We start from the raw sequence: 15167 nt of genomic DNA, 5'->3' as shown, positions 1-15167 counted from the left end.
CGGTACGGTCGCAATGATTGGCCGCGCATACCGCAGCCGATCGAGAAGGGTCTTCATGCTATGCGCTTCCGTGACGGTCACGAAACGATCATTCAAGCAAAGCAATTCACGGCGCGTGATGTCACATTTCGACGTGCGTGTTCGGGAACCGTCGACGGTCTTTCAGCATCGCATGAGTTATCCACAATTTCCGTGCATAACCCTGTGGAGAACCTCGGAGCAATCGGGCTGTCGCCCTGCCGACAAGCATCACTGCATTGCCGTGTTCGCGTTGCGGGCACTGCATGCCGACAACATCACACCGGGTTCCGCGATCGTCCGAATCTCGTTCTTCACCGGGCTGGTGCACGGATCGCGCCGACATCGACCGTCAGGATGTCCGCACCAGAACTGTGCCGCTTCGACGGCGGCCGCACCTCGTCGGACACAAGTTCGGCCCGACGATCCGGTTCCGGTCGCCGGCATCGGCGCGTTACGCGACCACCTCGTCACGCAGACGGAACTGCGCAACCGCCGCACTGAGCCGCGCGCCTTGTTCGTCGAGCGACAGCGCTGCGGCCGCGGCCTCCTCGACCAGCGCGGCATTGCGCTGCATCGTCTGCTCCATCTGGATGACCGCGGCGTTCACCTGCTCGATGCCCGACGATTGTTCCTCGAAGGCGATGCTCGTTTCGCTCATGATCGTATTGACGCGCTCGACCGCGGCGACGAGCTCGGCCATCGCCGAGCCGGCCAGCGCGACCAGACCGCTACCATCTTCGACACGCTGCGAGGAATGGCCGATCAGCTCGCGGATTTCCTTCGCCGCCGATGCGCAGCGCTGCGCAAGCCCGCGCACCTCGGTTGCGACGACCGCGAAGCCGCGCCCCTGCTCGCCAGCGCGCGCGGCTTCGACGGCAGCGTTCAATGCAAGGATGTTGGTCTGGAACGCGATGCTCTCGATCACGCCGACGATCCCGGAGATCCGCGCGGAACTGTGGGAAATCGCCGACATCGTCTCGACGACGCGCTGCATCGCCTCGCCGCCGCGCGACGCGATGCCGGCCGCGCCCTCGACGTAGGTGCGGGCATCGCGCGCGTTGTCCGCATTCTGGCGCACGGCCGCGGTCAGTTGCTCGACGCTCGCCGCTGCCTGCTGCAGCGATACGGCCTGCTGCTCGGTGCGCGCCGACAGGTCGACGTTGCCGCTCGCGATCGTGCGGACGTCGCCGACGATCGTTTCCGTACTCGCGCGCACCTGGTTCACGGTGTCGACGAGGCCGTCCTGCATCCGCTTCAGCGCATGCAGCAGATAGGCCATCTCGTTCTCGCCGGGCGCGACGACCGTTCCGGTCAGGTCGCCTTTCGAGATCCTCTCGAACTGGTCGACCGCGAGATTGATCGGCTCGATGATCGCCTTCGCGAGCACGCGCTGTGCAAGGAAGCCGACGACGAGTGCGAAAGCCGCGACCGCCACCATCCCCCACACGATCCGGTGGAAATGCACCCCGGCCGCGTCGTAGCGCGCCTTTTCGCGTGCCACCTGGAACGACTCGAGCGCATCGATCGCCTCCTGGTAGGCGGCGAACAGTTCGGGCGGCGCGGTACGTTGCGTGTCGAGGAAGCCGAAACCGTCGTCGCCGTCGAGTTGCGAGAGCGCCTTCAGGAACACGCGGTCAAGCAACGCCCGACGGCGATTCTGCAGCGTGTCGAACAACGCCTGCTCGTCGGCGTTGCGCGCGTGCAGGCCCGCATAGGCATCCAGTTCGTCGTTGCTCTGCTTGAGGAGCGTGCGGAGTTTCGCGATCTCATCCTTGCCCGAGTGGCCGGCGCTGATGATCTGCGCGACGTCGCTCAACCGTTCGCGCAGCACGAGCATGCGTTCGGAGCTGGTCTTCAGGTGCAGCAGCGACGCGGTGTCGTCGCGGTACATCGCCTCGAGCGAGCCGTTGCTTATATAGAGGGCCGCGATGCAGGCGCCGACCACCAGCACGAGCAGCACGGTGTAGCCGGCGATGGTCGCGACGAGGCCACCACGGATAGTGAGTTGTTTTCGCATGACGTTCCCTTGCGCCGGCCTGGCGCGGCCAGCGGCGGATGTGGATTCCGGATCACGAAAGACGCGCGCCGCGTCGCAACACGTGGCGCATGGGCTGCGAACGGGTTAACGGCGGGGGGAACGGGGAGGTTTTATCTGTACGCGACGTGGATCTTGACGATTGCGACAGATGCCGGGCGCCCCGCGCCTGGTTCAGGCTCACGCTCCGCGACCGCCGCCTGCCTGGTCGGGCTCAGCGCGTTCGGCGACGCAACCATCAAGGACTCAAGCATTCTGGAGCGCGTCTCGATCGGTCATCCGCGAGCGATTTTTATTGCATTGCGGATACGCTCGATTCGAGACCGGGCAAAACGTAACGTGTCACCATGACCCGGTTTCATCGAAACATTCAACGAATCGCTCAAGAACGATTACCTAAATCTCCAATATATCGAATAGTCGACGAGAATCAGACGGAGAATTAACAGGTAATGCCGGAGCAATATAGACGCTAGACCGTTGACGACGCTCGATAAAGCAATATCGGAAACATTCGCACGGCGCTATTCAATAAATCCGGGTACTTCAGGTCTTATTTTGTCGTGCCGATTTTTTACAGACCGGCTACACCCAACGCAACAAAGACTTTCTCACACCCGTAAACAATCAAGCTTCTTTTCACTTCATTCAACAATCGACGGCATGAGCGACTGACGTTTTCCGCATTCGCGATTCGACGAGCCTGCCGAAGAAACAGATAACCCGGCACATCGCCCGATGCGCCCGCAACACGGTTGCATCGGAAAACGCATGCATGGCCGCGGTTTCCCCTGCATTTTGCAAATTCACTGCGAATCGTCTGCGTTCACCTCATTCCCGGCTCAACCTTGCGACAAGCCGCAGCGACCGACCGTCCAGCCGCCGCCTGCCCTCGCTATAGCGCCGATTAATTCGGAATCTGCATCAATCCCGGGAAACGCGGCGCGCGCGCCGCTGCTTCAAAAGAAAAGTCTCGGCACAATGCCGTCGCATGCAAGCGGCCAATGCTCGCGAATCCATCGCTGGCCAGCCGCATCGCCGACCGGATCGATTCGTCGATATCACGCGCGCATCCCGTTACACACGTCCGACTCTAGAACAAGGACGTGCCCCACCCCGGTTCCAACATGGCTCAGACATCCACTCACCATCCGCCCCTGGCTGGCGGCCAACTCGTCGTCGCAACATTCGTGGTGGCACTCGCCACTTTCATGACCGTCCTCGATACGTCGATCGCCAACGTCGCGATTCCCAACCTGTCCGGCAACCTCGGCGTATCGGTCGACGAGGGCACATGGGTCATCACGATGTTCGCCGCCGCCAACGCGGTGTCGATTCCGTTGACCGGCTGGCTCACGCAACGCATCGGCCAGATCCGGTTGTTCGTCGGCTCGATCCTGATGTTCGTGTTCGCGTCATGGCTGTGCGGCATCGCACCGACGCTGCCCTTCCTGCTGGCTGCGCGCATTCTCCAGGGCGTCGTGGCGGGCCCGCTGATCCCATTGTCGCAATCGGTCCTGCTCAGCTCGTATCCCCGGGAAAAGTCCGGCACCGCGCTGGCGTTATGGGCGATGACCGCGACCGTCGGCCCGATCGCGGGCCCGCTGCTTGGCGGCTGGATCACCGACAGCTACAGCTGGTCGTGGATCTTCTATGTCAACATCCCGGTCGGCCTCATCGCGGCCAGCGTAATCTGGGCGATCTATCGCAACCGGGAAACGGAGACCCGCAAAATGCCGATCGACGTCGTCGGCCTGCTGCTGCTGATCGCGTGGGTCGCCACCCTGCAGATCATGCTCGACAAGGGGCGCGACCTCGACTGGTTCTCGTCGCCGGTCATCATCGGGCTGACCATCGCCGCGCTGATCAGCTTCGTGTTGTTCCTGATCTGGGAATTGACCGAGGCGAACCCGATCGTCGATTTGCGCTTGTTCACCCAACGCAACTTCCTCGGCGGCACGATTGCGATCTCCGTATCGTACGCACTCTACTTCGGCAACCTGGTGCTGCTGCCGCAGTGGATGCAGGAAGACCTCGGCTATCGCGCCTTCGATGCGGGGCTCGTCACCGCGCCGGTCGGCATTTTCACCGTGCTCCTGTCGCCGTTCATGGGCCGCGTGCTGAAAGCGGTCGACGCGCGCATCATCGCCACGCTGTCGTTCATCGGGTTTGCCGGCGTGTTCTACATGCGCGTGATGTACGTGACCGACATCGACACGTGGCATCTCGTGATTCCGACGCTGCTGCAAGGCATCCCGGCCGTGCTGTGGTTCGTTCCGCTGATCGCGATCATCCTGTCGGGACTGCCGCCGGAACGCATCCCGGCGGCGGCGGGCCTGTCGAATTTCGTACGCATTTTTTGCGGCGCCGCGGGCACGTCGATTGCCGGCACGGTATGGAACAACAGGACGATCATGCACCACGCGCATCTGACCGAGCAGGCAAATGTCGGCAATCCGATCTTCAATCGGCAGATCGACGCGATGCAGTCGTCGCTGCATCTCGATATGTCGTCCGCGCATGCGCTGTTCAATTCGCTCGTCGACGGCCAGGCCGCCATTCTCGGGCTTGACGATTTCTTCTATGCGTCGACGTTCATCTTTATCTGCATCATCCCGCTGATCTGGATCACCCGGCCGCTGAAGGGCGAATCGTCCGACGCCGCATCGGGTGCGCACTGATGCTTTCCGCGTAGCGCGAACACCGTCGGCGCCCCGGTACCGGGTGCGCTGACGGCGATCACTTGGGCGAATCTCCACCCACCTTGGGCGGGAAAAGGGGCATCCTGAATGCCAGACGCACACCGACCGGCACCTAGCCGCCGTTGGCCAGCCTTGAACGGATCTCGTCAGCCGAGAGGTCGCGCAGATGCGTGGCGATCTGCCAGCGATTCCCCCACGGATCTTTCACCATCGCCCGCCTGTCGCCGTACGGCATGTCGGCCGGGGCTTCGAGCGGGATCGCATGGGCCGCGAGCGCCCGCCGATAGGTCAGATCGGCATCCTCGACATAGACATACAGAAATGCCGGAACCGGATCGCGCAGGCCGTCTTCCCCGCTGATCATCACGACGGAATCGCCGATCCTGATTTCCGCCGGCAACCCAGGGCGATACTCGCCCTGCGCGAGAAACACCGTCCGGATGAATTCGATCAGGTTTTGCGGATCCGGCACGACGATCCGGGGCGTGACGGTATGCCATCCGTCGGGCTGGAATTTGACCATGTCCGCAGCCTCCGAAGAGATTTCGGCGGATATTGTCCTCCCGGCACCCGAGGTCTGCAAAGGGTCGACTACGGCCTGCGCACAGGAATGCACACCTACTTCAATCAACGATGAACAGCCTGGCCCCGGTCCGCGTCGACGATCGATGCGCTTCGGCATGGTCCGCGACCTGGTAGCTCATGCCCGGTCGAAGCGTGAACTGCCGCCCGTCTTCGAGTTCCGTCAGCAATTCGCCTTCGAGGCAGTACAGGATGTGGCCTTTGACGCACCAGTGGTCGGCCAGGTAATCGGCCGAATATTCGACCTGCCTCACGCGGATATCCCCGAACTGCATCGTCCGCCAGCGCGCGACCCCACGTTCCCCGCGGTGCTCGGTCGGCTCAACGGTGTCCCAGTCGGTCGTTCCAAACGGGATGCCGGTCATTTTCATTCTTCATCTCCCTGACGTGGCCTTGCTCGCGGGGCGTTACACGCGCCTCAAAGTATCTCCACCTCGACGAACACCACTTCGTGGTCGGTCGCGTTGACGACGTTATGCTCGACGCCCTTCAGCCCCGCATAGCTGCGCCCGGCGTGCAACTGCGACTCCCGGTTGCCTTGCGCGGTTTCGAGGAGAAGCTGCCCGTCTGTCTGCGGCACGACGACATAATCATGCTGATGGAGATGCCAGCCGGTCTCGGCGCCGGGTTCAAATCGCCATTCGGTAACGATCACGCGCTCGTTCGCTACCTGCTGCGTCGGGACGGCTTTCGGGCGGTGTTGCATCGTACGTCTCCTAAAATATCGGGGGGCTTGGCGGCACCTCGTCGGATACCGCGCTGTCTTCCAAGGCTCGACATGCTCGCCGCCCATTCTAAAGACGAAGCGCATCGTCCGACACATTCAGATGCCTTGCGTTTTCCCGCGCATCTGCTTTTTTGCCGATGCCGCACACGGGTCGATCGCAAAGACGACGCAACCTGCACGTACGCAAAAAACGCGACGCGCACCGATCGGTGTCGCTACTTCTTCGCGATCCGGTACTGGCAGATGAGGCGCCCCTCGCGCAGGCAATGATCCGTGACCGTGTGCCCCGTCGCTTCGGAAAAATAGGCGGCAATGGCGCGACACACGCATGGCGTTTCGCGCACGGCGCTCGCGACCGGGCAGCTGTAATTGCGGACCATGATCGCATTGCCGTCGGGAACCGCTTCGGTGTGCGCGCCCAGTGCGTCGACGACGGCCATCGCATTGGCCAGGTTCGCGTCGAAGTCGTCCGACGCCGGCAGGCCGTTCTCGCGTGCCAGACGCCGGCCCGTTTCAACGAGCACCTTTTCGAGCTGGCGTTCGTCGAGATGCGCCTGAAGCGTGGCGAGCAACGCCAGCAGAAACGCCGGATATGCGCTCGATGCCGCGTCCTCGCTGCCCGGCGCAGCTTCGTAGAGCACGGCCGGCTTGCCCGGTGTCCCCGTCTGCACCGGCTTGTGCCGGCGCACGAGCCCTTCCGCTTCCAGCTGCTTCAACTGCATGTTGATCGCCGTGCGCGTCACATTGAGGGACTCGCAGAGCTGCACGACGGTCAGCGGTTCTCGTTGCAGCGCGCGTAGGACGTCGTTCTTGGTAGTCACGGGAAAAGGGTTCGGATCGGCGGGTGAGCGGTCGATTATAGCCTCGCGACGGAAGGGCCCGACCGGGCCATATTAACAATAACGACACATCTATTTGTCATTATTGTCGATATGCACTAGACTCGTGTTGCCGTCCCCGTCCCCAACCCACCGAAGAGTTCCGATCATGAGACGATCCACGTCCCGTCTTTCCTGGGCGTTCCTGCTTGGCCTCGCGGCCGCGCAGGCTGCGTCCGCCCAAACGCCGGCGCCTTCCGCCGGCCAGAAGTCGTCCCCCACGCAATTGGTCGATGCGCTGAACGGCGTGTTTGGCCGGCATCCCGGCGCGCGCGCCGTGCATGCCAAGGGCATCGTGCTCGAAGGGTCGTTTACGCCGAGCGCCGCTGCGCCTACCGTCAGCAAGGCGCCGCACTTCCAGGCCGCCGTCCCGGTGGTCGTGCGCTTCTCCGACTTTGCCGGCATTCCCGATATCGCAGACAACCACCCGCTCGCGTCGCCGCGCGGTTTCGCGATCAAGTTCAAGCTGCCGAACGGCAGCGATACCGACATCGTTGCGCATTCGTTCAACGGATTTCCGTCGCCGACGGCCGACGATTTCCGCGATCTGCTGATCGCGATCGGCACGAGTGGCCCGAATGCGGCCAAGCCGACGCCGCTGGATACCTATCTGGACAGCCACCCGGTCGCGAAGGCATTTCTCACCGCACCGAAGCCGTTCCCGGCCAGCTATGCGACGCTGCCGTACTTCGGCGTCAATACGTTCCGCTTCATCGATGCGAAAGGCGCCGTGACCTACGGGCGCTATCAGATGCTGCCGGTCGACGGCGAGCACTATGTGCCGGATGCGGAGGCGGCCAAGGTGGCACCCGACTACCTGCAAGCGGAAATCCGTCAACGCGTCGCGCAGTCGCCGATTCGATTCCGCCTGGTCCTGCAGATCGCCCAGCCCGGCGACAAGCTCGACGACCCGTCCATCGTATGGTCGAACACCCATCGCACCGTGGAACTCGGCACGATCTCGATCACGAAAGCGGTGGCCGACAATGCGGCGGCGCAGCGCCGTCTGCTGTTCCTGCCCAACGCACTGCCGGCCGGTATCGAGGCAGAAGACCCGATGATCAATGCACGTTCGGCCGCCTATCCGGTATCGTTCGCGCGCCGCCAGCAGTAAGTGCGACGATCGTTCCGGCCATTCTCTACGCCTCCAACTAAGCAGTCCGTATTAACCATGGCATGCCGCCTCTGAAAGAAGCAGCATGCCGTGCCGACGCTATCCCAACCCAGGAGAAATTCCCGTGCCCATGCTCAAATTCGACCTCATCGAGGGCCGCACCGACGCACAGGTGCGCACGCTGCTGGACGCTGCACATCAGGCGATGGTGCAGGCGTTCGATGTCCCCGCGACCGATCGCTACCAGTCCGTCACGCAGCATCGCCCCGGCGAACTCGTGCTGGAGGACACCGGCCTCGGGTATCCGCGATCCCGGGACGTGGTGCTTTTGACGGCAGTGAGCCGCCGGCGCACCGAATCGCAGAAGATCGCGTTCTATCGTCTGCTCGTCGAGAACCTGCAGACGCAATGCGGCATCTCGCCGGACGACGTCATCGTGTCCATCGTCGAGAACGGTGACGCGGACTGGTCATTCGGTCGAGGGCGTGCGCAGTTCATCACCGGCGAACTCACCTGATCGGCGGCGCCGCAACGCTGGTTTCAATGGCTGGCCATCCCGCCCCGGATCGAATGAAGCCGGGGCGGGACGATCGTCGATCCGTGCGGCACGCGACCATCGCAGGCCGCAGTCGAGATGTCATGACACGGCTTACCGCTACCGGCGGCCACGGTCAATCCCCGGACGATCCGCGCCCGACGCACGCGGGTCGCGCATCACCCGCATCAAGAGACCGGGCAATGCGAAACCCGAGATCGTCGATCGCAAAGGTCGGATGACTGCGCCGACGGTTCGTCGCGAGGCAACTCCGTTCGACATCGGCCCAGCCCCCGCCGCGAAACACGCGATACGAACCGTAGACTTCCGGGTCGTATTGATCCGCGCACCACTCCCACACATTGCCCAGCATGTCGTGCAGCCCCCAGCCGTTGGGCTGCTTCTGACCGACGTCGTGCGCGCGGCCGCCGGAATTTTCCCGGTACCACGCGATGGCGTCGAGCTCGCCATACCTCGGGCCATGCGTTCCCGCGCGACATGCGTACTCCCACTCCGCTTCGGTGGGCAGCCGATAGCCGTTGCTGCCCGGAACCGGGGACGCGCCCGTTCCGTCTTCGTGGATTTCGTAACTGCAAAGCAGACCGTCCGCCATCGACAGCCGGTTGCAGAACCGAACGGCATCGATCCACGATACGTTCTCCACCGGACATTGCGCGCCGACATGCGACGACGGCGACAGCCCCGTGACAGCCGCGTATTGCGCCTGGGTCACCGGATAACGGCCGATCGCAAAGCGCTGCAGATCGACGCACCATGTGCGCCCGACCCGGTCGTCCCTCAATGCGATCGTGCCGGCGGGCACCTGCACCATCGGCAGATCGAGCGTTTCAGACGGATATTCCATGTTCTCCACTCTGCCGCACCGTTACGAAACCGGCCTGGCGGAACCGGCTTCGTCATAAACCACGATGTTCAACCCTTCCGCCACGGCCGGCGCGACGAAGTACCTCGTGATCCGTTCGAACTCGGCGTCCGACGCCTGGAACGGATGGTCGCCTCGCGCATTGCGCGCGTGCAGCCGTGCCTTGCAAACGGCATCGCTGACGTCGAGGTAATGCAGTCGATGGTCGCAGCCGGCGGCCTGCGAAATGGCGCGCCCCCACGCGCGCGCGGCGACGGTATTGAACGGAACATCCAGCACCACCGACACACCGGCCTGCAGCACCGCGCGGGCATGATCGGCAATCACGTCGCCGACGCGCGTTGCACACCGGACATAGTCGTCGATCGACAGGATCTCGCCCGGATAGAGCCGCGCGAGCCATGCGTCTTCGCTGATCGAAACGACCGGCCCGGCGGCGCTCGCGAGCCGCGCGACGAGCGTCGATTTTCCGGACGCGATCTTGCCGCATACCATGTGGAGCAACACGGCATCGTTCGATGCCGTCGCGTGAAGTGACTTCCCTGTCTGCATTTCCAGGCTCTCCATCGAATGCCCAGAAAGCAAAAACCCGCCTTCCGGGCGGGTTGTGACGATTTCCATTCAGTCGATCGCTATCCCGCCGGCAACGTTGCGGCGCAAATAATCGAACGGGTTTGCGAATGGATCATGCGCATCAGAATAACCAACTGTCCGATCGCGAGCAAGCGGGTTGGACGCGGCGTACGTCAACCTGTGCGCCTGAAACCGGTACACCAGCCGGAAATGAATATCGGCGCTCCGTGGTGCCTGAGCCGCCTCCATTCGTTCAGATAGGGGTGAGTTCGACATGTCGACTACGCGCGTCCCCTCTTCCTACGACATACATCCACGCAGCCTCATGTTTAACTCATGCCCAACCGGATCGGACGCATTCCGAATCCGCGCGGCGCGCACCTTGAGCTTTCATGAAGCCAATCAATGCCTCCATGACTTCCGATGCGCTTGACGCACTGCCTGTGTACAGCGGTGACGAACCGGCTATCGGAGTGTGAACCAAGGCGCGCGTTGCTGCCGCACCCGTTGCTCTCCGAGTGAAGATTGCCGATGCCTCGCCATGGCAACAATGACTGGAACTTGAATGGTGAAAAACGCCGAACACGTGAATTTCCACAGCGCGATCGCCTGTGCGCCAGCCGCAAGTGAACCGCTCGGGTACCCGCTCGCATGCGTCTGATCTGTTTTCCCTATGCGGGCGGCTCGGCCGCCGTCTATCGTGCGCTGCAAGCCTTGTTGCCCGGCATCGAAGTGCGCCGTCATGAACTTGCAGGCCGAGGCGGCCGCCTGTCCGAGCCTGCCGTACGAGACATGTCGACGCTGGTCGACACGTTGCTGTGCGACCTGGGTGACTGCTTCGATCGCCCCTTCGCCCTGCTCGGACACAGCATGGGCGCAGCTATTGCCGTCGAACTGGCGCTGCGGCTTCCCGCCCACGCGCAACCGAACCTGCGGCATCTGTTCGTGAGCGCGCGCGCCGCACCGGGCAAGGTGCGCCCCGATCGACGCATGCAGGCGCTGGACGACCGCGCCTTCATCGATGCGCTGCGCGAGATGGGCGGCACACCGAAGGCAGTGCTGGACAACAGCGAGCTGATGGCGCTGCTGATGCCGGCGCTGCGTGCGGATTTCACGATGATCGAAAACCACCGGCCCGTGCCCGGGCGCGGGCTGGCGGTGGACATCACCGCGTTCGCGGGCCGGGCGGATAAAGAGGTCCCCGTTGATGCCGTTGCCGGCTGGGGCGCCGAGACGACCGGGCGCTTCGATTTTCACGTCATCGAAGGCGATCATTTCTTTTTGAGAAGCGAAATGCGGACGATGGCCGGCATCATCGCGGCCCGCCTGCGGCGCGTGGAACACGTCGCGTTGAGCTCACTGCAGGCATGACGGGCCGATCCTCGCGATCGGCGTGCCGGCCGGTGCCGTGATCGTCGAATGAAACGGCCCGCGCGCCTTATCCGCTCCCATGCCGGAGCCGCGGGCCGGTCAAGCATGCCGGGAGGCCGCGTCGCTTCCCTGCGCGCGATACTTGGAGTGCAATTGTGCAACGTAATCGAAAGCGAATCCTCGTAACAGGTGGCGCGGGTTTCCTCGGTTCGCATCTTTGCGAGCGCCTGGTCGAACTCGGTCACGACGTATTGTGCGTCGACAACTATTTCACCGGCACGAAGCAGAACGTGGCTGCGCTGCTCGGCAACCCGAGCTTCGAGGCGCTGCGCCACGACGTGACCTTTCCGTTGTACGTGGAGGTGGACGAGATCTACAACCTCGCCTGCCCGGCTTCGCCGATCCACTATCAATTCGATCCCGTGCAGACCACCAAGACCAGCGTGATGGGCGCGATCAACATGCTGGGGCTCGCCAAGCGCACGCATGCGCGCGTTCTGCAAACCTCGACGAGCGAGGTGTACGGCGACCCCGATGTGCATCCGCAACCGGAGAGTTACCGGGGCAACGTCAACCCGCTCGGGCCGCGCGCCTGCTACGACGAAGGCAAACGTTGCGCGGAGACCCTGTTCTTCGACTATCACCGCCAGCAGAACGTGCGAATCAAGGTGGTCCGCATCTTCAACACGTACGGGCCGCGCATGCATCCCAACGACGGCCGCGTGGTTTCCAACTTCATCGTGCAGGCGCTGCGCGGCGAGGACATCACGCTGTATGGCGACGGCAGCCAGACCCGGGCATTCTGCTATGTCGACGATATGGTCGACGGCTTGATCCGAATGATGGCCACGCCCGCGGAACTCACCGGCCCGATCAATCTCGGCAATCCGCACGAGATCGCGGTCAGCGAACTTGCGCAGATCATTTTGCGCCTGACCGGCTCGAAGTCGCGGCTCGTATTCCGTCCGCTGCCGAAGGATGATCCGACACAACGGTGCCCCGATATCAGCCTCGCACGCGCCCACCTCGACTGGGAACCGACGATCGGGCTCGAAGCGGGGCTCCGGCGGACCATCGATTATTTCTGCTCGACCATCCCTGCCTGACGCCGCGTCCGGAAGCCACGCTTCGATGATCGGGAGGCAATCGCATGACCTAGTGACGTCGCATTGCCGATGTCCCATTTTTACGTGACAGACGTGATACGGAGAGCATGCTCCAATCGGGTCGTACCGTTACACCATTGGCCAGGATGAAGCGATTCTCGTGCGCCAGTGTCCATCAATCCGCCTCGCAAGCCGGATCTGCGCGTATGGAAAAACTCGAGTATCTGAAGCAGGTCGAATCGAAGGCGCGAACCTACGCAACCTCTTTCCCGCGGCTGTTTACCCATGCCAAAGGCATACGCGTACGCGACTCCGACGGGCAGGAATACATCGACTGCCTGTCAAACGCGGGTACGCTCGCGCTCGGACATAATCACCCGGAAGTCAATGAAGCCGTCATGCGGTTTCTGTCGTCCGATCAAATGCAACAGGCACTCGACCTGGCGACGCCGGCCAAGCACGCGTTCGTCGAGCAGCTGTTCTCGCTCCTGCCCGGGAAGATCGCCGAATCCGGCAAGATCCAGTTCTGCAGTCCCAGCGGGGCGGATGGCGTCGAAGCGGCGATCAAGCTGACCAGGCACTATACGGGCCGCCCGACGATCATGGCGTTCCACGGCGCCTACCACGGCATGACGGCCGGCGCGCTCGCCGCGTCGGGCAATCTCACGCCCAAGTCGGCCGGCGGCAATGGACGCGACGTTCATTTCCTGCCTTATCCGTATGCCTTTCGCTGCCCGTTCGGCACCGATGGCTCGGCGACCGATCAACTCAGCATCAACTATATCCGGACCGTCCTGTCCGACCCCGAAAGCGGGATCACTAAACCGGCGGCAATCATCGTCGAAGTCGTGCAAGGCGAAGGGGGCTGCATCCCTGCGCCCGACAACTGGTTGATCGAGTTGCGCGAGCTGACGCTACGGCATGAAATCCCGTTGATCGTCGATGAAGTGCAGACCGGACTCGGTCGAACCGGCGCCCTGTTCGCCATCGAACATTCCGGCATCCGGCCGGACGTACTGGTGCTGTCGAAGGCATTCGGCGGCGGCTATCCGTTATCGGTGGTGGTCTATGACGAGCGCCTGGACACCTGGCCGCCCGGCGCGCATGCCGGCACCTTTCGAGGCAACCAGATTGCGATGGTGGCCGGCTTGTCGACCATGCGCATCGTCGAACGGGAGGATCTGTCGGCGCACGCGGACAGAGTCGGCAAACTCCTGGTTGCCGGACTCGAAGGGCTTGCCGAACGCTTCCCCTGCCTGGGCCAGATACGCGGCCGCGGCCTGATGATCGGCGCTGAAGTCGTCACGCCCGGCACCCATGGCCGAACCGGCCCGCCCCATGCGGAACTGGCCAAAGCCATCAAGCGGAACTGCCTGCGAAACGGGCTCGTCATCGAAACCGGCGGGCGCAACGGCGCGGTACTCCGGTTCCTGCCGCCGCTGATCGTTTCGGAAGCGGATATCCACGAAATTCTCAATCGCTTCGAGCATGCCGTGGAAACGGCCTGCCGTGCATAGCCGCACCGCGGCGCGACCACGCAGACCGACCCGTTCGGTTTCGCCGTGATCCACGTTCAGGAAAGGACTATTGACGATGCTGGGCATGACGGAACGCAAGCTGCTTGCCGAGGGAAGCTCTCCGTGGCTGCTGGAGCCCGTGTCGAACGGGCGCGATATCGCGCAGGCGGTGAACGACAACCGGGTGGCACTCGAATCCCGGCTTCTGGAACATGGCGCACTCCTGTTTCGTGGCTTCGACGTTTCATCCGTGAGCGGCTTCGAAGCGTTTTCTCACGCAATTTCGGCCCATCAGTCCGACTACGTCTATCGCTCCACGCCTCGCACCTCGATCGGCAATGGCATCTTCACCGCAACCGAGTATCCGCCGAGCGAGACGATCGCACTTCATTGCGAAAACGCGTATCAACGAAGCTGGCCGCTGAGAGTTGCATTCTGTTGCCTGACTCCGGCCACGACCGGCGGCGAAACGCCGATTGCCGACATGCGGGAGGTGAGCCGCAGGATCGGACCGCGCATCCTGGATCACTTCGAGACGAAACAGGTGCGCTATGTCAGGCACTACCGGCGGCACGTCGACATTCCGTGGGAAACCGTCTTCCAGACCAGCGACCGCAGCCAGGTTGCAGCCTTCTGCGCAGACAACGGCATCGAGCTCGAATGGCTCGACGACGACACGTTACGCACCGCACAGATCAACCAGGGTGTGGCCTACCATCCGGTCACCCGCGACCGGGTGTTCTTCAATCAGGCGCATCTATTCCATATCTCGAACCTGGAAGCATCGCTCGCCAGTTCGATCGTCAGCCTGTTCGGCGAGGATCGAGTTCCGCGCAATGCCTGCTATGGCGACGGGAGCTCATTCGATCTTGCCGACATCGAGCAGATCCGCAACGCGTTCCGCGAATGCGCGATCGCGTTTCCATGGCAACGAGGCGACGTCCTGCTGGTCGACAACATGCGCTTCGCGCATGGCCGCAACCCGTTCGAAGGCGAGCGCAAGGTCGTCGTGTCACTGCTGGACCCGTACGCTCCCGGCATCGAAGGAATCGCCGATCGTTAGCGAGCGCGCGCATGCACATCAATAACAAGCCGTATTGATCAAGTGCGCGAAACGCCTTGT

The 15167-nt window shown here is 62.9% G+C and carries 14 protein-coding genes; 7 read left to right on the top strand and 7 right to left on the bottom strand.

Annotation, left to right across the window (positions count from 1 at the left end; genetic code table 11):
- Nucleotides 1-472 precede the first annotated feature (472 nt).
- Entirely contained in the window at nt 473-2038 is a 1566-nt protein-coding gene (locus G3O06_RS04230) for a methyl-accepting chemotaxis protein (RefSeq protein ID WP_205815128.1), read from the bottom strand.
- Nucleotides 2039-3183: 1145 nt separating this feature from the next.
- Here G3O06_RS04230 and G3O06_RS04225 point away from each other — a divergent pair.
- Nucleotides 3184-4737 (top strand): DHA2 family efflux MFS transporter permease subunit, encoded by a 1554-nt coding sequence (locus tag G3O06_RS04225; RefSeq protein WP_174967182.1) that lies wholly within the window; start codon nt 3184-3186, stop codon nt 4735-4737.
- A 133-nt stretch (nt 4738-4870) separates the two neighbouring features.
- Here G3O06_RS04225 and G3O06_RS04220 read toward each other — a convergent pair whose 3' ends face one another.
- The 4 genes from G3O06_RS04220 to G3O06_RS04205 form a co-directional block, all read right to left on the bottom strand.
- Nucleotides 4871-5281 (bottom strand): VOC family protein, encoded by a 411-nt coding sequence (locus G3O06_RS04220; protein WP_205815127.1) that lies wholly within the window; start codon nt 5279-5281, stop codon nt 4871-4873.
- 100 nt (nt 5282-5381) lie between these two features.
- The gene (locus G3O06_RS04215; RefSeq protein WP_205815126.1) at nt 5382-5711 is read right to left on the bottom strand and encodes a DHCW motif cupin fold protein; all 330 of its coding nucleotides are present in this window, start codon (nt 5709-5711) and stop codon (nt 5382-5384) included.
- Between the two features lie 47 nt (nt 5712-5758).
- The gene (locus G3O06_RS04210; protein WP_174967185.1) at nt 5759-6046 is read right to left on the bottom strand and encodes a cupin domain-containing protein; all 288 of its coding nucleotides are present in this window, start codon (nt 6044-6046) and stop codon (nt 5759-5761) included.
- 236 nt (nt 6047-6282) lie between these two features.
- On the bottom strand, nt 6283-6924 hold the full coding sequence (locus G3O06_RS04205; RefSeq protein ID WP_346779484.1) for a MarR family transcriptional regulator: 642 nt from the start codon (nt 6922-6924) through the stop codon (nt 6283-6285).
- A gap of 130 nt (nt 6925-7054) precedes the next feature.
- Between G3O06_RS04205 and G3O06_RS04200 the strand changes: the two genes are divergently transcribed.
- Both G3O06_RS04200 and G3O06_RS04195 read left to right on the top strand, forming a co-directional pair.
- Complete coding sequence (locus G3O06_RS04200; protein WP_205815124.1) at nt 7055-8059, top strand: catalase family peroxidase; 1005 nt, start codon at nt 7055-7057, stop codon at nt 8057-8059.
- A gap of 130 nt (nt 8060-8189) precedes the next feature.
- On the top strand, nt 8190-8576 hold the full coding sequence (locus G3O06_RS04195) for a tautomerase family protein (protein ID WP_241019518.1): 387 nt from the start codon (nt 8190-8192) through the stop codon (nt 8574-8576).
- 154 nt (nt 8577-8730) lie between these two features.
- Here G3O06_RS04195 and G3O06_RS04190 read toward each other — a convergent pair whose 3' ends face one another.
- Nucleotides 8731-9459, bottom strand: a complete 729-nt coding sequence (locus G3O06_RS04190; protein ID WP_241019510.1) for a formylglycine-generating enzyme family protein — start codon at nt 9457-9459, stop codon at nt 8731-8733.
- A 21-nt stretch (nt 9460-9480) separates the two neighbouring features.
- Nucleotides 9481-10029, bottom strand: a complete 549-nt coding sequence (locus G3O06_RS04185) for an ATP-binding protein (RefSeq protein ID WP_205815121.1) — start codon at nt 10027-10029, stop codon at nt 9481-9483.
- A gap of 672 nt (nt 10030-10701) precedes the next feature.
- Between G3O06_RS04185 and G3O06_RS04180 the strand changes: the two genes are divergently transcribed.
- From G3O06_RS04180 to G3O06_RS04165, 4 genes are all read left to right on the top strand, one after another.
- Nucleotides 10702-11421, top strand: coding sequence for an alpha/beta fold hydrolase (locus G3O06_RS04180; protein WP_174967189.1), 720 nt, complete (start codon nt 10702-10704; stop codon nt 11419-11421).
- Between the two features lie 155 nt (nt 11422-11576).
- Nucleotides 11577-12527, top strand: a complete 951-nt coding sequence (locus G3O06_RS04175) for a UDP-glucuronic acid decarboxylase family protein (protein WP_174967190.1) — start codon at nt 11577-11579, stop codon at nt 12525-12527.
- Nucleotides 12528-12733: 206 nt separating this feature from the next.
- Nucleotides 12734-14044, top strand: a complete 1311-nt coding sequence (locus tag G3O06_RS04170; RefSeq protein WP_205815120.1) for a diaminobutyrate--2-oxoglutarate transaminase family protein — start codon at nt 12734-12736, stop codon at nt 14042-14044.
- 76 nt (nt 14045-14120) lie between these two features.
- Entirely contained in the window at nt 14121-15107 is a 987-nt protein-coding gene (locus G3O06_RS04165) for a TauD/TfdA family dioxygenase (protein ID WP_205815119.1), read from the top strand.
- Nucleotides 15108-15167 lie beyond the last annotated feature (60 nt).

Origin of the sequence: Burkholderia sp. Ac-20345 (assembly GCF_017104825.1) — a bacterium.
Lineage (GTDB): Bacteria > Pseudomonadota > Gammaproteobacteria > Burkholderiales > Burkholderiaceae > Burkholderia > Burkholderia lata_B.
This window is presented reverse-complemented; position numbering and strand designations above follow the sequence as displayed.